Source organism: Sporofaciens musculi (assembly GCF_009830285.1).
Taxonomy (GTDB): domain Bacteria; phylum Bacillota; class Clostridia; order Lachnospirales; family Lachnospiraceae; genus Sporofaciens; species Sporofaciens musculi.
Map to the genome: position 1 here is coordinate 2,255,081 of NZ_WUQX01000001.1, position 22,176 is coordinate 2,277,256.

The window sequence follows — 22,176 nt, forward strand, 5'->3', positions numbered from 1 at the left end:
AGTCTATAATCATGGGATTTATAGATGAGATCAAGGCAAAGGCCAAGACAAACAAGAAGACCATCGTTCTGCCGGAGACTGAGGATATCAGGACATATGAGGCAGCCCAGGCGGTACTTAAGGAAGGAACCGCGAACCTGATTCTTGTGGGAAGCGAAGAGGAGATTGCGAAGAACAAAGGCTCATTTGACATAAGCGGCGCAACGATTGTTGATCCGGCTACCAGTGAGAAGACGGACGCCTACATCGCAAAGCTTGTGGAGTTAAGACAGAAAAAAGGTATGACAGAAGAACAGGCAAGAGAACTTCTTCTGAGCAACTATCTCTATTATGGCGTTATGATGGTGAAGATGAAGGATGCAGACGGTGTGGTAAGTGGTGCGTGTCATTCTACCGCGGATACTTTAAGACCATGTCTTCAGATTTTGAAGACGAAGCCAGGAACCAAGCTGGTTTCTGCGTTCTTCGTGATGGTGGTGCCAGATTGTGACATGGGCGCAGACGGAACCTTTATCTTTGCAGATTCTGGTCTTGAGCAGAACCCAGATCCAGAGAAGTTAGCGGCAATCGCACTCTCCTCTGCAGAGTCCTTTAGGACGCTGACAGGAAAGGAGCCGGTTGTGGCAATGCTTTCCCATTCTACCAAGGGAAGCGCGAAGCACGCGGATGTGGACAAGGTGGTGGAGGCTACACGCATCGCCAAGGAGAACGCGCCAGAGGGTCTTTTGCTTGACGGAGAATTCCAATTAGACGCAGCGATTGTGCCGGAGATTGGAGCATCCAAGGCGCCGGGAAGTCCCGTAGCTGGAAAAGCGAATGTGCTGGTATTCCCAGACTTAGACGCAGGTAACATTGGATATAAGCTGGTGCAGAGACTTGCTAAGGCAGAAGCATACGGACCGCTTACACAGGGAATTGCAGCGCCGGTGAATGATTTGTCCAGAGGCTGCAGCGCACAGGATATTGAGGGCGTGGTGGCAATCACGGCTGTTCAGTGCATGACGGAAGGTTAGTTCTTTTCAATAAAAAACAAGAGAGGGAAAACAAATGAATGTATTAGTTATCAACTGTGGAAGTTCATCTTTAAAATTTCAGTTAATTAATTCTGATTCCGAGCAGGTACTTGCAAAGGGACTTTGCGAGAGAATCGGGATTGACGGAAGCCTTACTTACCAGCCAGAGGGTGGGGAGAAGGTAAAGTCTGACAAGGCTATGCCTACGCATACAGAGGCAATCCAGTTCGTAATAGACGCTCTGACAGACGCCGAGACAGGGGTTGTTAAGAGCTTAAGCGAGATTGGGGCAGTAGGACATCGTGTGGTACATGGCGGAGAGAAGTTCGCAAGCTCAGTCGTGATTACAGACGAAGTGAAGCAGGCAATCGAAGACTGCAACGACCTTGCGCCTCTTCACAATCCGGCAAACTTAATCGGTATTAACGCATGTCAGAAGCTGATGCCAAACACACCGATGGTAGCCGTATTCGATACTGCTTTCCATCAGACCATGCCGGAGAAAGCATATATGTATGGTCTTCCATATGAGTACTATGACAAATATAAAGTAAGAAGATACGGTTTCCACGGTACAAGCCACAGCTTTGTTTCCAAGAGGGCGGCAGAGCTTTTAGAGAAGCCTTACGACCAGGTAAAGACCATTGTGTGTCATCTGGGAAATGGCGCCAGCATCTGCGCAGTGGAGAACGGCAAGTCTGTGGATACGTCCATGGGACTGACACCTTTGGAGGGACTTGTAATGGGAACCCGTTCAGGAGACATTGACCCAGCGATTTTAGAGTTCATTTCCAAGAAGGAAGGACTGGATATTGCAGGGCTTATGAATATGCTGAATAAGAAATCAGGTGTATTCGGGCTTTCCAACAACTTATCCAGCGATTTCCGTGACTTAGAGGACGGAGCCAATTCCGGCAATAACGAGGCAAGAATCGCATTGGAGGTCTTCGCTTACCGTGTTGCAAAATATGTGGGAAGCTACGTTGCAGCCATGAACGGCGTGGATGTAATCGCATTTACGGCAGGTATCGGAGAGAATTCCGGCACTGTACGTTCTTCTGTACTGAAATATCTTGGATATCTGGGAATCAGTGTGGATGAAGATGCGAATAAGAAGCGCGGGGAGGAGATTGCAATCTCTACGGCGGATTCCAAAGTAAAGGTTATGGTAATCCCCACCAATGAGGAGTTGGCGATCGCCCGTGAAACCGTTGCATTAGTGTAACAGTTCAGCCTGCAACCGCGCACTTGCTGCGCGGTTAGCAGCCAATGAATTGGAGTAGCTGGGAATCCGCCTCTTTGCCGCAGGCAAACTTTAAAATGGGCGGATTCCGTAACAGTGAAGCCGGAAGGCTGAACTGTTACGCATTAGTATAGAAGTTTAGAAGATGGGTGTTGACAAATTTATTTTACGTGATATAATAGTCTAGGTGTGAATAGGAGTTTAACTATGATATTAGACCTATCCAGCGTTCTGTCGGAACAGCATAATACAATCGAGCAGACCGTTCCTGTTGAGATGGATGTATTCCAATGTGAGACAGGCAGTTATGAACTTGTAAGGAAGTCAGACTTGTCACTGTGTATTGCGTATGCAGGGGACAAGAAGCTAGAGATTTTCGGCAAGGGAGAAGTGACGGCTGTGATTCCGTGTGACCGCTGCCTTGCGGATGTAAAGGTGGACATTTCTCTTTCATTTCGCAGGAAGGTGAATGTGAATCCGGATACTTATGTGGAGGCAGATGATTTAGACGAATCAAATTATATTGACGGATATAACTTTGACGTAGAACAGTTGATCTACAACGAGTTATTAGCAGGGTGGCCAACGAAAATTCTGTGTAGCGAAGACTGTAAGGGTATTTGCAGCGTGTGTGGTCAAAACTTAAATAAAGGGGCTTGTGACTGTGAAGATACAGGTCTTGACCCTAGAATGTCAGTTATCCGTGATGTGTTTAAGAATTTTAAGGAGGTGTAACCTATGTCAATTTGTCCAAAGAATAAGTCTTCTAAGGGAAGAAGAGACAAAAGAAGAGCAAACTGGAAGATGAGCGCACCGAATCTTGTTAAGTGCAGCAGATGCGGCGAGTTAATGATGCCTCACAGAGTTTGCAAGGCTTGTGGATCATACAACAAAAAAGAAATCATTCCACAGGACTAATCGAGAAAAGAAAGGGTTTCCGAGTAATCGGGAACCTTTTTTCATCTTATATGAATAAAGTATGATAGTACGAAAGCAAATGTAAGATGACGGGAAAGGAGAACCGCGAACAAAAGCGAATAATGTCGATTTTCCTCAAAAGTCTGAGGAATCTCCTGTTTTGCTTTATTAGAGATATGAAAAATTATATAATATACAGGATTTCGCTAAAGGACGGAGGAGGTATTGCATGTTCCACATTGCAGTTTGCGACGACTTACAGAGGGACAGGGAGGAAATATGTCTTGTCCTGAAAGAAGAACTGGAAGCTTTTGATGCAGATGCCAGGTTTATAAAATTCGGAAGCGGTAATGCTTTGCTGAAGGCTTGGGAAAAGAAGAAAATAGATTTTCATATTGTCTTTTTAGATATTTTTATGGAAGGACTAGACGGTATAGAGACGGCGCGCCGCCTGAGGGCTTCGGGATATAAGGAGGCGATTATTTTTCTTACGACAACACAGGACTTCGCAATAGAGGGGTATGAGGTGGACGCAGCAGGCTATCTGTTAAAGCCCCTGGAGAAGATAAAACTGCGGCAGCTATTAAAACGCTTGTTTAAACGGGAAAAACCAGCGCTCATTACACTGCGTCAGGGAAACAAGGTTTATACGTTTGCACCGTCTGAGATTGTGTATATTGAAAGCAACCGAAACCGATTGTCAATCCACACTGTCAAGGAAACCATTTTTTACTATGGACGGTTGGATGAGATAGAGAAGATACTTCCAGAGAAATCATTCTTGCGCTGTCACCAGAGTTTTCTTGTGAATATGGACAGGGTCTATGGGGCAAAAGATGTATTTCACATGGAGACGGGGGATTTGGTCCCCATTCGGGTCAGGGAGCGCCGTGCCATACGGGAGGCATATTTTCGGTATATGACGGAGAGAAATTTATGAATCGGTTCTTTGGTCTTGTGCTTACGAAAAGGGGCATGGGCTAGGGCTTGCAATTTGAAAATGTAAAGATTTTGCGTTACTGGTACGGATGGGCGCCAACAGGTTGATTTTATATACAAAGACAGGTATACTGATTATTGATAAGCACCTTAGGAGATAAGGAAGGAGGGGAAGTGCCATTCTGACCATAAAGAGCATTGTTGTGAAGAATATGAAGAAGATCACGCTACTCATGGTGGTGATTATACTTTTTATTTCTACAGTGATACAGATATTCAGTATGCACCAAATCGGCAGGGAGAACGCTTGGCAGATCTTTGAGCAGGTGGAACAGATTCTGGATGAGAATTCGAGAGAACTTAAGCTGGTCCAAGACGAGTATAATGCCATGTGCCTAAACGACGCGAGGGTGGTTGCCTACATTCTTGAGAACAATCCAAAGATAAAAGAGGATGTGGAGGAGCTTAGGAAGATTGCGGCTAATGTGGAGGTGGATGAGATCCATATTTTTGATACTGAAGGCGTGATTGTTGGGGGAACTCATCCAGAATATTTGGGTTATTCTTTTGATTCCGGAGAGCAGATCGGTTTCTTCAAACCTCTGCTTAAGGATTGCTCTTTGGAGCTTGTGCAGGAGATGACGCCAAACACGGCGGAAGGGAAGTTGGTTCAGTATTCGGCTCTTTGGAGTGAAGACAAAAGTTTTATCCTGCAGGTGGGGATGAAGCCGTCCAATGTGGTTCGTGCAACGGAGAAAAATGAGTTGTCTTATATTTTCTCTTTGTTAAGAACAGGAGTTGGATATCAGTTGTATGCCGTGGATTCGGACACGAAAAAGGTGGTAGGGGCAACGGTTGTATCGGATGTGGGGAAGGATATTCAGGAGATTGGGATTCAGGCTCGTCAGATAGAGTCTGACAAAGGGTTTCATGCAAAGACGGACGGCTCGTTTAATTACTGTCTGTCAAAAAAGATTGGTGATAATTATATCCTTTGGGCGTCTCCGGTCTCTGGATTTTACCACTCGATTATAGTTAATGAGTTTTTGCTTCTGGCGGGATTGGTTCTGATCTCTCTGATTCTGGTCTATGCTGTGACGGACAGCATGAATAGGACTGTGATTGACCAGATTAAGAGGATTAATGACAAGCTCTGGTCAATTCAGGACGGGGATTTAATGACGCGGGTGGACGTTTCGGACAGTAAAGAGTTTCTGGAGCTTAGCACACATATTAACAGTATGGTTGAAAGCCTGCTTAAAAGCTCAGAAAAGTTGGAAATGAGCGAGAAGATTAGGGAACAGAAAGAGAAATTAGAAAAGCAGCATGAGCAGCTTGAGATTGCGGTCAAGCGGGCGGAGGCGGCAAACAAGGCCAAGTCTGAATTCTTGTTTAACATGTCCCACGACATCCGCACACCTATGAACGCGATTCTGGGCTTTACGAATTTTGCTCTGGAAAGCAATGATCCGGATATGCAAAGAGAGTATCTGGAAAATATTGACGTTTCGTCAAAACAGCTCTTGGATCTGATCAACAATATCTTAGAGCTTGCAAGAATCGAGAATCATAAGATTATTGTCGAGGAAGAATTGGTGGATGTAAAAGAGACTTGCCGTAAGCTTTGTACCATATTCAGCAGCGATTTGAAGAAAAAGAATCTGACATGCAGGGTGAATATGGATATCAGGCATAAAAAGCTCTATGTGGATACGACCCATTATTCCCAGGTATTCCTGAATATAGTGAGCAATGCTGTGAAATATACGCCTGATGGCGGTACGATTATCCTTTCGTTTCGAGAGCTTTTAGGGGACAGGGAGGATACCTGTTTTGTGGAAACTGTGATTGAGGACAATGGAATTGGAATGTCTGAAGATTTTCTTGCCCATGCCTATGAGTCATTTTCCAGAGAGAGGACTTCTACGGTCAGCGGTATCCAGGGAACTGGGCTTGGGCTTGCAATCGTGAAGAATCTGGTTAAATTGATGAACGGAAGTATTACCATTGAGAGCAGGCAGGGAATAGGAACAAGGGTAACAATCCGTCTGCCTCACAGGTTTGGTGAAGGTTTGGCAGAGAAGACAGAAGGAGAGACAAGTGCCTGGGAGCATCTGAGATTTGACGGCAGGCACATCTTGCTGGCAGAGGATATTGACGTCAATGCTATAATCGCCACAAAACTTCTGTCCAGTAAGGGCTTTATTGTGGAACGGGCAAAGGACGGCGTGGAGTGCGTGAATATGCTGCTGAAAGCAGAGGACGGATACTATGACCTTGTTCTTATGGATATCCAGATGCCGGTCATGGACGGTTATCAGGCGGCGCGGGCTATTCGGTCCTTTGGGGATGAAAAGAAGGCGGCAGTCCCGATTCTTGCCATGACGGCAAACGCATTCAAGGAGGACCGAGAGAAGGCAGCCGAGGCAGGAATGGACGGTCATATAGCAAAGCCCTTGGACGCGGCAAATATGTTTCGGAGAATAGCCGAGGTTTTAATAGGAAGAGAAAGATAGGGCTTCTACTATTAACATTTATATCCAGTTTGTCGATATAATATTGAAGGATGGAAGAACCATTCTTATACAACTGGTATTCCAACGATTTTCATATCCGAAATGGATGTGGAAACGTGGAATGAAATATATAATGTTAAGAAAGGAGGAAGAAGTATGGCAATCAATGGAATCGGTTCCTATGGGTTGAATAGCCTTTACAGCTATCAGTCATCCATTAACAGTCTTCGCCTGTCCCAGGCTCTTTCCCGGAATACGAAGCTGAATCAGTCATATTCGTCGTCATATCCATCACGTAAGGCAGCGATGAATGCAGATATCAGCTTTGTTAAGGATTACAGCAGTAAGATGACGAACTTGATGAATGCAGCCAACGAGCTGAAAAGCTCTAACAGGAGCGGCGCTATGAGTGATCTTGCGATTACAAGCACCAACAATGACGTTGCGACAGCAAGCGGCAAATTACTGGTTAAGAATGACAAAGAGTATAAGCTTGACGTTACTCAGATAGCCCAGGCTCAGGTTAATGCAAGCGAAGGCGTGAAAGCATCTGATTATGCAAAATCAGCGATGAATTTTACCGTAGGAGATGGTAAAAATTCCGTAAACGTATCAGTGGGCACCGTGAAGGCGAATGGAGGTTCCAAGACCAATGCCCAGATGCTGAAGGAGGCGGCAGACCAGATCAATAAGAGCAAGGTTGGCGTGACAGCCAGCGTTGTGGAGAAGGATGGAGTTGCTTCTCTTCAGTTGGAAGGCAAGGAAACAGGCGAAGGCAAGACATTTACAGTCAGCGGAGAGCAGCTTGGAGCAGCAGCAGGAGTTGAAAATGTAAAGACAGAGTCAGCGAATGCAAAGTATTCCGTAACCGCAGACGGTAAGACTACAGAATATGAGACTGATAAGAACAATGTTTCAATCGGTTACTACGGCGTAAGCGTTGAGCTTAAGAAAGCCGGTGAGGCTACCCTTAAGGCTGGTGTGGATTCCGGCAGTGTAGCTTCTGCACTTGGCAATCTGGTTGATGCTTATAATTCATCATTGAAGTTCCTCAATGATAATTATGACAAGGGAAGCGGTGTCAGCAGACAGCTTCGCAATATGATTTCAGGTATCGGTTCAGAGCAGTCATTAAAGCAGCTTGGAATTACAGTTAATAAGGATGCAACCTTAAGCTTTAGCAAGAGCACGTTTGAGACGAACATGCAGAAGAACCCATCTCTGACAAAAGAGTTGGTTTCCGGCATGGGCGGAGTTGCAGACCGTATGTTCAACAAGGCAACCAGCGCTATGAATGTAAGCTCAAGTTCTCTGGTTAATGGAAGCAGCCAGAAGTCATTTTCTGGTACGTCCAGCAGTTCATCTTCACTGGAGAGTATGGCGACGAATCCGTACAGTGTACTGGGAATGTACTCCAGGGGCGGAGCATACAATATGAGTAATTATTATGCTGTGGGCATGATGATGAATTATCTGATTTAATTACATCTGTTTATATTAAGAAGTGACAGGACGCTGCACAGGAGGAGAAATCTGACTGTGCGGCGTTTTTTTATATCTTCATTCATGTTTTTGCATGTTGGACAGAATGGGGTATTGCTTTTTCCTATAATGTCTAGTAAAATTAGTCTAGTGCATCGTAGATTAAATAAATGGCTATCAATAAGAGAGGTATGGCTGGTTATTTAATGGACGATGTGCGGGTAATGTCAGGAGGAAGACAGATGACGGAGATTACGAATATAGCATTAGACGCCATGGGCGGGGACAACGCCCCGTCTGAGATGGTAAAAGGAGCGGTGGATGCCGTTCGTAAGGAGCCTGCCATGAAGGTATTCCTGGTTGGGCAAAAAGAGGTTATTGAGAAAGAGCTTGCCAAGTATCAGTTTCAGAAGGAGCAGATTGAGGTGATTCCTGCTTCTGAGGTAATCGAGACGGCGGAGCCGCCTGTGAACGCCATCCGCAGGAAGAAGGATTCGTCTATTGTAGTCGGCATGAAGATGGTGAAGGCAGGCAAAGCGGATGCATTCGTGTCGGCGGGAAGCTCAGGCGCCATTTTGGTTGGGGGCCAGACGCTGGTAGGGCGCATCAAGGGAGTGGAGCGTCCGCCCCTTGCATCCCTTGTTCCAACTAAGAAGGGGGTATCCCTTTTGCTTGACTGCGGGGCGAATGTGGACGCCAGGTCCTCCCATCTTGTACAGTTTGCCAAGATGGGCTCCATCTATATGGAGCATGTTCTTGGGGTGAAGAACCCGAAGGTGGGGATTGTCAATATCGGTGCAGAGGAAGAAAAGGGAAACGCGCTGGTGAAGGAGACATTTCCACTTCTCAAGGAGTTAAGCGAGATTAATTTCACCGGAAGCGTGGAGGCCAGGGAGATTCCCCACGGCCAGGTGGATGTGGTGGTCTGTGAAGCTTTTTCGGGAAATATCATTCTGAAATTATACGAAGGAGTGGGCGCAGTCCTGATCAGCAAGGTGAAGGAGGGTCTTATGTCTTCCCTAAGAAGTAAGCTTGGCGCGCTGTTGATCAAACCAGCTCTTAAGCAGACGCTTAAGGCTTTTGATGCCAGTGAATACGGCGGGGCGCCCCTTTTGGGGCTTAACGGCCTGGTGGTGAAGACTCACGGAAGCGCGAAGGCGAAGGAGGTCAGCAATACCCTGCTTCAGTGTGTGACCTTTAAGAAGCAGAAAATCAACGAGAAGATCAGAGAGTGTATTCAAACGGATGCAGTATCCGCTGAATAAAAGAAGAACATTGTGTATCAGAAAATGATTAACAGAAAAGGAGAAGAGATGGTATGGAATTTGAAAAGTTGAAAGAGATTATTGCAGATGTATTGAATGTGAATGCAGATGAGATTACGGAAGATACAACTTTCGTGGATGACCTGGGGGCGGATTCTCTGGACATCTTTCAGATCATCATGGGAATAGAGGAGACTTACGATATCGAGATTGACAATGAAGAAGCGGAGAAGATCGTCACAGTGGGAGATGCTGTGGAGCAGATTAAGAATGCGACAAACAACTAGGCATTTAAACCACTAGGCGATAGAAGGTTAGAAAAAGCCCGTCAGGGCTTTTTCGTTTTTGGCAGCAGCATAGGACGGGCTTGCGTCGGCAGGCTCTTGGATTCGGTTTGTGAGGCGATAGAATGAATCAGGAATTAAAGGTATTAGAGGGGAAGATAGGTTACAGGTTTAAGGATTTTGAGTTGCTTAGGCAGGCGATGATTCATAGCTCCTATGCAAATGAGAAGCATTTATCCAAACATGAATGTAACGAGCGTCTGGAGTTTCTGGGGGATGCGGTACTGGAGCTGGTCAGCAGTGAATTTCTGTTTTTTGAACATGAGCAGATGCCGGAGGGGGAGCTGACTAAGACGAGAGCCAGTATGGTCTGCGAGCCGGCTCTTGCGTTCTGCGCAAAAGACTTGGAGCTTGGCAGATACCTGCTGCTTGGCAAGGGTGAGGATGCAACCGGCGGAAGGAAGCGGGATTCGATTACCTCGGATGCGCTGGAGGCGCTGATTGGGGCGATTTATATGGATGGTGGGTTTGCTAATGCAAAAGAGTTTATTCATCGTTTTATTCTGAATGACCTTGAGAATAAGACGCTCTTTTTTGATAGCAAGACTATCTTGCAGGAGATTGTGCAGGCGAATACTAAAGAGACGATTACTTACCATTTGGTGGGAGAGGAAGGACCAGATCATGATAAATCCTTTCATGTGTCTGTGCTGATTGGTGATAAGGAATACGGCGTGGGCATGGGCCGCACGAAGAAAGGGGCGGAGCAGGTGGCAGCTTATCAGAGTATTTTAAAGCTGCGCAGCCTGAATATAAAGTAGGTGTAGAATGTATCTAAAGAGTATTGAAGTGCAGGGCTTTAAGTCGTTTGCACATAAGATTAAATTCGATTTCCACAATGGGATCACGGGGATTGTAGGGCCCAACGGCAGCGGCAAGAGCAATGTTGCGGACGCTGTGCGGTGGGTTTTAGGTGAGCAGAGGGTCAAGCAGCTTCGTGGGGGCACCATGCAGGACGTGATCTTTTCGGGAACGGAGAACCGTAAGCCTCTAAGCTATGCGTCGGTGGCCATTACGCTGGATAATTCCGATCATCAGCTCTCCATTGATTTCCAGGAGGTGACCGTGACGAGAAAGCTCTATCGGTCGGGGGAGAGTGAGTATCTGATTAACGGGAGCGCCTGCCGGCTTAAGGATGTTAATGAGCTGTTCTATGATACAGGTATCGGCAAGGAGGGATATTCTATCATTGGGCAGGGGCAGATTGACCGGATTTTGAGTGGAAAACCAGAGGAACGTCGTGAGCTTTTTGACGAGGCAGCAGGAATCGTGAAGTTTAAGCGCCGGAAGAACATGTCTGTGAAGAAGCTAGAGGAGGAGCGTCAGAACCTTCTGAGGGTCAATGACATTTTAGCAGAGCTTGAAAAGCAGGTAGGGCCCCTTGAGCGTCAGGCGGAGACTGCCAGAGAGTATTTGAAGAAAAAGGAAGAACTTAAGACTTACGATATCAACATGTTTCTGCTGGAGACGGAGCGTCTTGAGGAACAGGTGAATGTGATTACCAGTAAACTTTACCTTACCAGGGCTGAGCTTGAGGAGGCGAGCCAAAGGTATGACGATATGAAGACGGAGTACGAGACGGTGGAGGAGCAGGTTGACGGGCTTGATGCGTCGATTGAGAAGGCGAAGGGGCAGCTTAATGAGACGAATCTCTTAAAGCAGCAGTTGGAGAACCAGATTGAGCTGCTTAAGGAGCAGATTAACAGTATGCACATGAACGACGCCCATTATGACCAGCGTGCCAGAACCATTGCTTCTGAGATAGAGGCGCGGGAAGGACAGTTAGATGAGTTAAAGCGTGAGGAGGAGGAGTTAAAACGACAGCTTGATGAGCAGACCAGGCTTGAGAATCAGGCGAAGGCGGAGCTGATTAATGTCCAGTCTCGCATTGCCTCTGTCACGGCCTCCATGGAGCAGCACAAGGAGGAGATCATGGAGCTTTTGAATAATCGTGCTTCTACGAAGGCGAAGATTCAGAAGTATGATACAATGCTTGAGCAGATTCAGGTTCGCAGAGCAGGGATGAACCGCCAGATTATAGAGGCCCGTGAGGAGGAGGAGGTTCAAGGGAAAGAGCTTCTTAAATATCAGCAGGAGCTTAAGGACATTTCCGGTAAGATTATCCAGTTATCAGAAGAAAACAGCCAGTATGAGGAGAAGATTGCCGTATTACAGAAGCAGTTGGAAAAGCAGACAGAGCAGTTTAGGATTGGACAGACTGCATACCATCGTGAGGAGTCTCGATTGGAGTCTTTGAAGAATCTTACGGAGAGATATGACGGATATGGCAACAGTATCCGGAAGGTAATGGACTTAAGAAGCCGTGAGAAGGGAATACTTGGTGTGGTTGCAGATCTCATAAAGGTGGAGAAGGATTACGAGATTGCCGTTGAGACGGCCCTTGGCGGAAATATCCAGAATATTGTGACTTCAGATGACGAGACGGCGAAACGGATGATCAGCTTTTTAAAAAAGAACCGATTTGGACGAGCCACCTTTCTTCCGCTTACGAATATCCGTTCTTATGCGGGGAGTATCAAGGAAGATGCCCTAAAAGAGACTGGAGTGGTAGGAACTGCCAATTCTCTGGTGAAGGTGGAGGAAAAGTACCGGACGCTGGCGGATAACCTCCTTGGGAGGACGCTGGTGGTGGGACACATTGATGACGGCCTTGCCATTGCGAAGAAATATAAGCAGTCCATCCGGATTGTTACCCTTGAGGGGGAGTTGATTAATCCAGGGGGCTCCATGACCGGCGGTGCGTTTAAGAATTCCAGTAATCTGTTAAGCAGAAGGCGTGAGATGGAGGAATTTGAGCGGACAGTCAAGCAGTTAAAGCGCGAGATGGATGAGGTGGAGGCTTCTTCAAAGCTTTTGCGAAAGGAGAGGGCCGGATACTATGAGAAAATGGACGAGATCAGCGCAAAGCTTCAGAAGGCTTACGTCATCCAGAATACGGCGAAAATGAACGCGGACCAGGCGGCGGCGAAGATTCAAAATGCCAGGGAGATTGCCGAGAATATGGGAACAGAGGCTAAGGCGCTGGATGATCAGATTACAGATATCGCAGATAATCAGGAGTCTATTAATGTTGAGCTGGATACCTCAGAGAGACTGGAGCAGGAGTTGACCGAAAAGATTGAGCAGGAGCAGAAGCTTTTGGATGCGGACCATGAGGAAGAAGCGAAAAAGGTGAAGCGGACAGAGGAAATCCACCTGGAATTTGCAAGCTTAGAGCAGAAGTTTACCTTTGTTGACGAGAATGAGAACCGTATTCGCGAGGAGATCTTAAAGTTTCAGGAGGAGCTTGAGGAGCTTAAGAAGAATAAAGGGGGCACTTCTAAGGAGATAGAGGAGAAGGAAAAACAGATTAGTGAACTTAAGGATACCATAGAGAATTCTGGAGAATTGTTTGTGGAGATAGAAGAGGAGATCGAACGGTTTAAGAAGGAGCGGGAGGCTCTGAACCAGAAGCATAAAGATTTTCTTCTGAAAAGGGAAGAACTGTCAAAGCATATGGGGGATCTGGATAAGGAGATTTTCCGTCTGGAGAGCCAGAAGGAGAATTTTGAGTCAGCTTCAGACAAGCAGATCAATTATATGTGGGAGGAGTATGAGATTACGCTCATTCGGGCAAAGGAGCTGCGGGATGAAAGCCTTACGGATTTGGCAAAGATGAAGAAGCGGATTCAGGAGCTTAAGGGGGAAATACGAGGACTTGGAAATGTTAATGTCAACGCCATTGAGGAGTTTAAAAGTGTTTCTGACCGGTATGAATTTCTTAAGGGCCAGCATGATGACCTGGTGGAAGCGGAAGCCACCCTTGAGCAGATTATCGAGGAGTTGGACGGGGCCATGCGCAAGCAGTTTCGCGAGCAGTTTGCTCGGATTGCCAGTGAGTTTGATCAGGTGTTCAAGGAGTTGTTTGGCGGGGGCAAGGGTACGCTTGAGCTGATGGAGGATGAGGATATCCTTGAGGCAGGTGTACGGATCATTGCCCAGCCGCCGGGGAAGAAGCTGCAGAATATGATGCAGCTCTCTGGCGGGGAGAAGGCGCTGACGGCCATTTCTCTACTGTTTGCCATCCAGAATCTGAAACCGTCCCCATTTTGTCTGCTGGATGAGATTGAGGCGGCGCTGGATGATAATAATGTGGTCAGATTTGCGGGGTATCTGCACAAACTGACTAAGAGTACCCAGTTCATTGTGATTACCCATAGAAGAGGTACCATGACGGCGGCGGACAGGCTGTATGGGATTACCATGCAGGAGAAGGGAATCTCTACGCTGGTGTCGGTGAGTCTTTTGGAGGATGAGCTGGATGCATAGCTATAGCAGGGATGCATTTCAGGCGAGAGTACACCAGGAAGATTGCAGAGTGGATAAGGAGGTTTTTGATGGCAGAGGAAAAGGTTGGTTTTTTTAAGCGTCTGGTTCAGGGGCTTGGAAAGACGAGAGATAATATTGTGTCCGGAATGGACAGTATTTTTAACGGGTTTTCACATATTGACGACGATTTTTATGAGGAGCTTGAGGAGGTCCTGATTATGGGGGACCTGGGAGTGCAGGCCACTTATGATATTCTGGATGATCTGAAAGGGAAGGTGAAGGCAGAGCATATTAAGGAGCCAATGCAGTGCAGAGAGCTTTTGATTGAGAGTATTAAGGAGCAGATGGATGTAGGCGAGACTGCCTATGAATTTGAGGAAAAGACGTCGGTGGTGCTGGTAATCGGGGTAAACGGCGTCGGAAAGACTACCACCATAGGGAAGCTTGCTGGAAAACTTAAGGCGCAGAATAAGAAGGTGGTGCTTGCGGCAGCAGATACATTCCGCGCTGCGGCAGGGGAGCAGCTTAAGGAGTGGGCGAACCGCGCCCAGGCAGACTTAATCGGAGGACAGGAGGGCTCAGATCCTGCCTCTGTGGTCTATGATGCCGTAGCTTCTGCCAAGGCAAGGCATGCAGACGTGCTGTTGTGCGATACAGCGGGCAGACTTCATAATAAAAAGAATCTGATGGAAGAGTTAAAAAAGATGAATCGGATCATTGACAGAGAATTCCCTGAGGCATATCGAGAAACGCTGGTGGTATTGGATGCGACTACGGGGCAGAATGCCATGCAGCAGGCCAAGGAGTTTAACGAGGTCGCGGATATTACAGGGATTGTCCTGACGAAGATGGACGGGACGGCAAAGGGCGGCATTGCCGTGGCAATTCATGCAGAGCTTGGGATTCCTGTAAAATATATTGGTGTAGGAGAGTCCATTGACGACCTGCAGAAGTTTGATGCAGATACCTTCGTTCGGGCGTTGTTTACGACTGGGGACGGGGAAGAAGGAGAGAATTCTTAGGTTTGACTTTTAAGGAGGAAGGAAGCATGTTTACGCTTGAAAAATTTGAGCAGGCCAGCGAGCTTGTAAAGAAAGTTACAAATCCCACGAAATTAGTGTACAGTGAGTATTTAAGCAAAGAGACAGGCGGCAGGATTTACCTGAAGCCGGAGAATATGCAGGAGACTGGCGCGTACAAGGTGCGGGGTGCATACTATAAGATTAGTACTATGAGCGAGGAAGCGCGGGCAAAGGGGTTGATTACTGCTTCAGCGGGGAATCATGCCCAGGGCGTCGCTTATGCAGCCCAGAAGTTTGGCTGTAAGGTGATTATTGTTATGCCTACAGTTACGCCACTGATTAAGGTGAACCGTACGAAGAATTATGGCGCAGAGGTAATCCTCCATGGGGATGTCTACGACGATGCCTGTGAGTATGCGATTAAGATGGCTGAAGAAAAGGGATATACCTTTGTACATCCTTTTGACGACCCAGATATTGCTACTGGACAAGGTACGATTGCCATGGAGATTGTACAGGAATTGCCGACTGTGGACTATATTCTTGCGCCTGTGGGCGGCGGCGGTCTGATTACGGGGGTTTCTACACTTGCTAAGATGCTGAATCCGAAGATTCAGGTCATTGGAGTGGAGCCGTCCCAGGCGGCAAGTATGACCATGGCACTGGCCTCAGGGGAGCCGGTTACCCTTGACAGTGCCAATACCATTGCGGACGGTACTGCGGTTAAGCGGGTGGGAGAGAAGATTTTCCCCTATGCTCAGGAGAATATTGACCGGATGCTGACGGTGGAGGATGACGAGCTCATTGGCGCGTTCCTTGACTTGGTGGAGAACCACAAGATGGTGGTGGAGAATTCAGGGCTTTTAACGGTTGCGGCCTTGAAGCAGCTTGATCTGAAGGGAAAGAAGGCTGTGGCGATTTTAAGCGGCGGTAATATGGATGTGATTACCATGTCGTCTATTGTACAGCATGGCCTGATTCAACGTGACAGAATCTTTTCTGTGTCTGTGCTGCTGCCGGATAAGCCAGGCGAGCTTGTAAGGGTTGCGGCTACCATTGCAGACGCTCAGGGGAATGTAATTAAGCTGGAGCATAACCAGTTTGTCAGCACAAACCGCAATGCGGCTGTGGAGCTCCGTATTACTATGGAGGCGTTTGGAACCGAGCATAAGAATGAGATTATGAAGGCGTTGGAGGATGAGGGCTTTAGGCCAAGGGAGATTGGGGCGAAGTTATATTAGTACATCTTGGTGTATTAGTCTTTATAGGCGGCAAGGAGAATGTTTCTTCTTGCCGCCATCCTTATTTAAATACAATTATTTTTCCTGCCTTATGGGTTCCCATTCACTCCTGATGATACCGTAATCGGATATATCAAGAAACTCTCCGGTGGAGGCTTTGAAGTATTCACGCTTTGTTCCTTCAAAGGTTAGACCGCATTTTTGAGCAACTCTACCAGAAGCAGGGTTTTTAACGGCGTGGGATATGCCAACACGGTTTACACCAATTTCAGCAAAGAGATAGTCAATGACTGCTTTTGCGGCTTCAGGCATAAAGCCTTTATTCCAATAAGCATAGCCCATACAGTAGCCAAGCTCTGCATATTCGCATCTTTCACTCAACCGTACAACGCAGATATTGCCAATAGGTGTCCCTTCATGTTCTATAACCCAATTATATGTGTTGGGGTTCTCGTAGGCGGCACACCAAAGTTCCAAGAGTTGTTTTGTTGCTTCAGGTGACTCGTGAGGACACCAAGTTAGGAAGCGTGTAACTCTCTCATCGTTTGCCCAATTCTCAAACATTGCTTGAGCATCCTCAACGGTAAATTTCCGCAGTATAAGTCTTTCGGTATGTATCGTTTGTGTTCCTTTATGTGTAATCATTTTTTATTCCTCCAAGCGGCTAATTTAAAACCATAGACATTCTAACAAAATAGTTTAAGCTTGTCTACGGTTTCTATTGACATTTTTCAAAAATAAGAATACAATAGAATCAACCTATTAACTAAAAGGTTAAAAGCATAGAGGAGAAGGGATTTAGTATGTTGCAAGTGTCCAATCTTTCGTTTCATTATCAACCTAATGTTCCAGTTCTGACTAATCTTACATTTTCTGTCCCAGATGGAGAAATAGTAGGATTATTAGGAAAAAATGGCGTTGGTAAAACTACTACTTTAAAATTAATTTTAGGATTGTTGCCGATAGAAAAAGGAACTCTTACTCTCGAAAAATATTCATTGGATACACACCCTTTACAATACAAAAAACGAATTAATTATGTTTCTGACAATCACGAGATATATAATAATCTTACTGGGAAAGAATATCTAAATTTTATAGCAGACATGTATGAGGTATCAACTGAAACTAGGACTAAAATTTACGCTCCACTAATTAAAGTATTTCAAGTTGAAAAATATCTAAACCAGCCAATAAAAAAATTATCTCATGGGACAAAACAAAAAATTGCTATTATATCTTCACTAGTCAATGACCCACAACTTTGGGTATTAGACGAACCTATGACGGGGTTAGATGTAGAAGCTGTTCAAGCCCTAAAAAAATTAATTAAATCTAGGAAAGATAGTCAAAAGTCTGTTTTGTTTTCATCTCATATATTGGAAATTTGCGAGAAAGTGTGCGATAAAGTTGCTATTATGCAATCTGGGACGATTAAGAAAACAATTACACTCCATGAAAATCCTCTTAATATTACATTAGAAGATATTTATATAGAGTCTGTAACCTGATTTTTCTTGACTACAAACTTATAAAGAGGTGGTTAATGATGAAGCACTGGATAAAAATTTTTCAATTAAGTAGAAATCTTGGGAAGATAAATTTTAGCTTTTTGAATTTTCGATATAAATTCAAAGAGCGTCTCGATATGTATTTCGTAGTCCTTACTTGTTTTATTCTAAGTCTTGCAGGCGTGATTTATTATTATTACTTTCAAATAGTTAATCAAGTTTACATTGAACTGGAAGTATTAGGGATAAACGCATGGTTCTACCACCTTGTATCATGTGGAATATCTATTGTGCTCACAATAATAAGTATCTTTTTGTTGATCAATATTTTTTGTTTTTCAAAAGATATAGAAAATCTGCAATTATTTCCTGTGGAACCATGCGATTTTTTTGCAAGTAAATATATAGTAGTAATTCTATTTTGTTACGGAATAGAAACCCTATTATTATTTCCTATATGTATTATTCAAATTCAATATGTAGGTGAATTTTCTGTTATCATTACTTATCTTTCTATTGCGCTGATACTTCCGCATATTGTAGCGCTTCCACTATCAGTTATTATTACGATTTGCTTGAAAATTTCTATGATTTTCAAGCGTCCGAAAACGCTTTTTGTTATTACAGGAATAATTATATATTTTACAGGGATAATCGTTTACAAGGCATTGTCCATAAAGCAGATCATGTCGTCTAAACAGGATTTTCTAACTATGATAAATGATTTACTTGCACCGTTTCCATTCTTTGAACAATATATTAGTTTACATATAGGATTAAAGCTATTCTGTATTATATTCGCTTTATTATCAGTTGTAAGCTATTATTATTTAAGCAACTTTATACTTGGGGAAAAATATGCTCTTTATGATAAAGAAGTAAAAATCAAATTGGAAAAGATAGCATTTCATTCATCAACAAAGTTGAAAAGTTATTTAAAAAAGAGTATAAAACATTTTTTCGTAACCCTGTATATGTAATAAATGGATTATTCGGGATTTTTATTACACCATTTTTATTACCGCTGTTTTTTCGACTAACCGCTGCCGCCAAAAGTTTGGAACAAATAAGGACACTAGTGATAACGCCAGAGTTTTCGTTTTATGCCGTACTATTTGCACTTGCAGTAATTATATTTACGTTGTCAATTAATGTGGTCGCTTCCAGTAGTTTCTCCAGAGAGGGGACAAATTTTTGGATAGCTGAAATAATTCCTTATTCATTGAAACAACAGGCTTTTATTAAAGTTTTATTTTCTACAAGTATATCCATTACTGGAATTATTATAAACTGCTTTATATTTAAATTCTATTTTCATTATGGATTTATTCAAATAGGGTGGATTGTTTTAGTTAGTACATTATTTGCTATCCTGTGGAATTTAATAGGAGTATTTATTGATATGAAACGTCCTAAATTAGACTGGACAAATGAAGCAGAAGCAATCAAGCAAAATATCAATGTAATTCTATCTATTATTTTATGTATCTCTATTTGTATAGGATTTTGTTTTGTTACATTGAAGATGATACAAAATGCTTTACCTATCTATACAATTATATGCTTTACATTTTGTAGTTTGTTTGCTTTGATATTTCTTGTGTGCAAAGGTATTACATCAAATAAAGAGTAATGACCTTTCATATATACACATTAAAGGAGGAATGATTTATGAGTAAAAAGAATTTGATTACTTCTGTATTATTAATTGGGACATTTATAGTTTTGCTTGCGGCGACTTTTTTTCTTCCAGAAAAGATACCATTCCATTTTGACGCTAATGGAGAAGCTGGCTGGTATGCAAGTAAATATTTTATTTTATTACTTACGCCAGTTCCGTATTTAATTTATCATCAATTTACGCACAAGAAAAAATGAATACGGTAACATTTAGAAAGGAGATTGTCATTAATGACTACTGTATTTAAGGCTTTATCTGATGATACAAGGCGGCAAATTTTAAAATTGCTTGCCAATGGCGATATGACAGCAAAGGAAATTTCCGAAAATTTTTCAATATCAAAACCTGCCATATCAAAACATCTTGATATTTTGAAAGAAGCTAGGTTAGTAACAAGTGAGCGAACAGGTATGTCGGTTACGTACTCCCTTAATGCTTCTGTTTTACAAACAACATTAGGCGCTTTTTTAGATTTTTTTGACAATAAACCAACTGGAAAAGAGGATAGTGAAAATGAAAATATATAAATATTTGAATATACTTTTGTTGATTATTTTCATTATAGGGACAATTTTCTCCTACGAAAATCTACCTTATAAAATTGAATTGTTTATGCAAAGTCCTAGCCGAGAGGTTTTCGTTTTAATTAATTTCGTCATTCTCTTAGCACTGGCGTTTGTTTCATTATATCCACAAAAAATATCAAGAAGCAGTAATCAAGTAAGAAATGAACTTACAATAGTTGTTTTAAATCTTTTGGGAACTGGTATATTTCTTTATTATTTCGCTGTCATAGCAAAGTACAATGGCTTTCAAATAGATTATTTGAAAGTAGTGGCTCTTATTATTGGAATTTTGATGATTTTGATAGGAAATTTTTTGCCACAAATGCCTTTTCGCAGTCGTATTGGTTTTAAATTACCGTGGATATTAAAAGACAAGCTATGTTGGCAAAAAACACATAGGTTTGCAGGATATACGGCAATTCCATTAGGTATTATACAATGTTTACTCGTATTATTTTTTTCAGATAATAATATGATATTTATGTTTGGTATCGGTTTCTGGATTATACTTGTATGCGTATATTCATTGTTTGCAAGAAATGCTAATCGAAAGAATTAAATAAAGAGTAAGTTGTTAGGAGTGAAATCTATATGCAAAATTTAAAATTTTGGGAATTTTTCTTGACAATAAATGTATAATTGTATACAATTATACACGTTAATAGATTAGGACAAATGAAAAGATATGACATGAAGGAGAGGACATCGGATGGAAAACAGAAAAGTATACCTAGACAAGCACAGCAATCTCTTGCAGTTGGAGGAGCATATGTATCCTCTGGTGGATGTGGAGAAGCCGAACGTATTTCGCAACCTGTTCCGTTATGACGAGATTCCTAAGATTGCGTTCAATGACCGAATCGTGCCCCACAGTATGCCGGATGAGATTTGGATTACGGATACTACGTTTCGGGACGGTCAGCAGTCCAGGGCGCCTTACAGTCCAGAGCAGATCGTGAAGATCTATGAGTATTTTCACAGGCTTGGAGGGCCGAAAGGGAAGATACGCCAGTGCGAGTTCTTCTTATACAGCAAGAAGGATCGGGACGCCGTATATCAGTGTATGGAGAAGGGGTATGAGTTTCCGGAGATTACCAGTTGGATTCGGGCCAGCAAGAAGGATTTTGAGCTGGTGAAGGAGATTGGGATGAAGGAGACAGGGATTCTGGTTAGTTGTTCTGATTACCATATCTTTTATAAGTTAAAGATGACAAGGCGGGAATGTATGGAGCATTATCTATCGGTGGTTCGGGAGTGCCTGGAGACGGGAGTGAGCCCAAGATGCCATCTGGAGGATATTACCAGGTCAGATATCTATGGCTTTGTGATTCCGTTCTGTCTTGAATTGATGAAGCTTAAGGAGGAATACCAGATTCCGGTTAAAGTTCGTGTCTGTGATACCATGGGATATGGGGTGAATTATCCGGGGGCTGTGATACCAAGGTCCATTCCAGGAATCATCTATGGCATACGCGTTCATGCAGGAGTGCCCAGTGAACTGATTGAATTTCATGGTCACAATGATTTCTATAAAGCGGTCAGCAACTCGTCTACGGCGTGGCTCTATGGGGCAAGCGGGGTAAACTGTTCTCTGTTTGGAATCGGTGAGCGCACAGGCAATACGCCGCTGGAGGCAATGGTGTTTGAATATGCCCAGCTTCGGGGAACGCTGGATAACATGGATACTGCTGTGATTACAGAGCTGGCGGAGTATTACGAGAAGGAGATTGGATACACAGTGCCGTCAAGAACACCCTTTGTGGGAAGGAATTTTAATGTTACACGGGCGGGAATCCATGCGGACGGGCTGCTTAAGAATGAAGAAATATACAATGTATTTGATACGGATAAATTCCTGAACCGACCGCCCCTTGTGGCTGTGTCCAATACATCTGGACTTGCAGGGATTGCCCACTGGATTAATACATATTTCCATCTGCCGGAAGGAAAGCAGGTAGATAAGAATACAGAAATGGTTGCAATGGTGAAGGCTTGGGTGGATAAGGAATATGAGGAAGGCCGCATGACGGTTTTGACGGATGAAGAATTGCTTGAAGTGATTGAAGCTGCAAGGAAGCGGTTAGGATGTGAGCTGATGTAAGGATA

21 protein-coding genes are annotated in these 22,176 nt (G+C 44.0%); 20 read left to right on the forward strand and 1 reads right to left on the reverse strand.

Annotation, left to right across the window (positions count from 1 at the left end; all coding sequences use genetic code 11):
- Positions 1 to 11 precede the first annotated feature (11 nt).
- From pta to ilvA, 13 genes are all read left to right on the forward strand, one after another.
- Positions 12 to 1,013, forward strand: a complete 1,002-nt coding sequence (gene pta, locus GN277_RS11220; RefSeq protein WP_159751113.1) for a phosphate acetyltransferase — start codon at positions 12 to 14, stop codon at positions 1,011 to 1,013.
- Positions 1,014 to 1,047: 34 nt separating this feature from the next.
- Positions 1,048 to 2,238 (forward strand): acetate kinase, encoded by a 1,191-nt coding sequence (locus GN277_RS11225; protein WP_159751114.1) that lies wholly within the window; start codon positions 1,048 to 1,050, stop codon positions 2,236 to 2,238.
- A 225-nt stretch (positions 2,239 to 2,463) separates the two neighbouring features.
- Positions 2,464 to 2,991, forward strand: coding sequence for a YceD family protein (locus GN277_RS11230; protein ID WP_159751115.1), 528 nt, complete (start codon positions 2,464 to 2,466; stop codon positions 2,989 to 2,991).
- A gap of 3 nt (positions 2,992 to 2,994) precedes the next feature.
- Positions 2,995 to 3,174 carry a 50S ribosomal protein L32 gene (rpmF, locus tag GN277_RS11235; RefSeq protein ID WP_159751116.1) on the forward strand — a complete coding sequence of 60 codons (180 nt, stop codon included), beginning with the start codon at positions 2,995 to 2,997 and terminating at the stop codon, positions 3,172 to 3,174.
- A 229-nt stretch (positions 3,175 to 3,403) separates the two neighbouring features.
- Positions 3,404 to 4,114, forward strand: a complete 711-nt coding sequence (locus GN277_RS11240; protein WP_159751117.1) for a LytR/AlgR family response regulator transcription factor — start codon at positions 3,404 to 3,406, stop codon at positions 4,112 to 4,114.
- 211 nt (positions 4,115 to 4,325) lie between these two features.
- The gene (locus GN277_RS11245; protein ID WP_159751118.1) at positions 4,326 to 6,629 is read left to right on the forward strand and encodes a hybrid sensor histidine kinase/response regulator; all 2,304 of its coding nucleotides are present in this window, start codon (positions 4,326 to 4,328) and stop codon (positions 6,627 to 6,629) included.
- A gap of 156 nt (positions 6,630 to 6,785) precedes the next feature.
- A complete protein-coding gene (gene fliD, locus GN277_RS11250) occupies positions 6,786 to 8,111 on the forward strand; it encodes a flagellar filament capping protein FliD (protein WP_159751119.1) in 1,326 nt (441 codons plus the stop codon).
- Between the two features lie 242 nt (positions 8,112 to 8,353).
- On the forward strand, positions 8,354 to 9,376 hold the full coding sequence (plsX, locus tag GN277_RS11255) for a phosphate acyltransferase PlsX (RefSeq protein WP_159756667.1): 1,023 nt from the start codon (positions 8,354 to 8,356) through the stop codon (positions 9,374 to 9,376).
- A 53-nt stretch (positions 9,377 to 9,429) separates the two neighbouring features.
- Complete coding sequence (gene acpP, locus GN277_RS11260) at positions 9,430 to 9,663, forward strand: acyl carrier protein (protein WP_016217183.1); 234 nt, start codon at positions 9,430 to 9,432, stop codon at positions 9,661 to 9,663.
- Between the two features lie 122 nt (positions 9,664 to 9,785).
- Positions 9,786 to 10,481 carry a ribonuclease III gene (gene rnc / locus GN277_RS11265; protein WP_159751120.1) on the forward strand — a complete coding sequence of 232 codons (696 nt, stop codon included), beginning with the start codon at positions 9,786 to 9,788 and terminating at the stop codon, positions 10,479 to 10,481.
- Between the two features lie 7 nt (positions 10,482 to 10,488).
- The gene (gene smc, locus GN277_RS11270; protein WP_159751121.1) at positions 10,489 to 14,049 is read left to right on the forward strand and encodes a chromosome segregation protein SMC; all 3,561 of its coding nucleotides are present in this window, start codon (positions 10,489 to 10,491) and stop codon (positions 14,047 to 14,049) included.
- Between the two features lie 68 nt (positions 14,050 to 14,117).
- Positions 14,118 to 15,071: a signal recognition particle-docking protein FtsY gene (gene ftsY, locus GN277_RS11275; protein WP_159751122.1), complete on the forward strand. Its 954-nt coding sequence runs from the start codon at positions 14,118 to 14,120 to the stop codon at positions 15,069 to 15,071.
- A 26-nt stretch (positions 15,072 to 15,097) separates the two neighbouring features.
- Positions 15,098 to 16,312: a threonine ammonia-lyase gene (gene ilvA / locus GN277_RS11280; RefSeq protein ID WP_159751123.1), complete on the forward strand. Its 1,215-nt coding sequence runs from the start codon at positions 15,098 to 15,100 to the stop codon at positions 16,310 to 16,312.
- A gap of 75 nt (positions 16,313 to 16,387) precedes the next feature.
- Here the strand turns inward: ilvA and GN277_RS11285 are convergent, their stop codons facing one another.
- Positions 16,388 to 16,957, reverse strand: a complete 570-nt coding sequence (locus GN277_RS11285; protein ID WP_159751124.1) for a GNAT family N-acetyltransferase — start codon at positions 16,955 to 16,957, stop codon at positions 16,388 to 16,390.
- A gap of 158 nt (positions 16,958 to 17,115) precedes the next feature.
- Between GN277_RS11285 and GN277_RS11290 the strand changes: the two genes are divergently transcribed.
- From GN277_RS11290 to GN277_RS11315, 7 genes are all read left to right on the forward strand, one after another.
- The gene (locus tag GN277_RS11290) at positions 17,116 to 17,823 is read left to right on the forward strand and encodes an ABC transporter ATP-binding protein (protein WP_159751125.1); all 708 of its coding nucleotides are present in this window, start codon (positions 17,116 to 17,118) and stop codon (positions 17,821 to 17,823) included.
- Positions 17,824 to 17,858: 35 nt separating this feature from the next.
- Positions 17,859 to 18,803: a hypothetical protein gene (locus GN277_RS30145; protein WP_244324680.1), complete on the forward strand. Its 945-nt coding sequence runs from the start codon at positions 17,859 to 17,861 to the stop codon at positions 18,801 to 18,803.
- Between the two features lie 98 nt (positions 18,804 to 18,901).
- Complete coding sequence (locus GN277_RS30150) at positions 18,902 to 19,456, forward strand: hypothetical protein (RefSeq protein ID WP_244324681.1); 555 nt, start codon at positions 18,902 to 18,904, stop codon at positions 19,454 to 19,456.
- A 38-nt stretch (positions 19,457 to 19,494) separates the two neighbouring features.
- On the forward strand, positions 19,495 to 19,701 hold the full coding sequence (locus GN277_RS11300) for a DUF1648 domain-containing protein (RefSeq protein WP_159751126.1): 207 nt from the start codon (positions 19,495 to 19,497) through the stop codon (positions 19,699 to 19,701).
- A gap of 33 nt (positions 19,702 to 19,734) precedes the next feature.
- Positions 19,735 to 20,031, forward strand: a complete 297-nt coding sequence (locus GN277_RS11305) for an autorepressor SdpR family transcription factor (protein ID WP_159751127.1) — start codon at positions 19,735 to 19,737, stop codon at positions 20,029 to 20,031.
- Entirely contained in the window at positions 20,018 to 20,629 is a 612-nt protein-coding gene (locus GN277_RS11310; RefSeq protein WP_159751128.1) for an SdpI family protein, read from the forward strand. Before GN277_RS11305 ends, GN277_RS11310 begins: the two co-directional genes overlap by 14 nt.
- A 150-nt stretch (positions 20,630 to 20,779) precedes the next feature.
- Complete coding sequence (locus GN277_RS11315) at positions 20,780 to 22,171, forward strand: beta/alpha barrel domain-containing protein (protein ID WP_159751129.1); 1,392 nt, start codon at positions 20,780 to 20,782, stop codon at positions 22,169 to 22,171.
- The last annotated feature ends 5 nt before the right edge of the window (positions 22,172 to 22,176 follow it).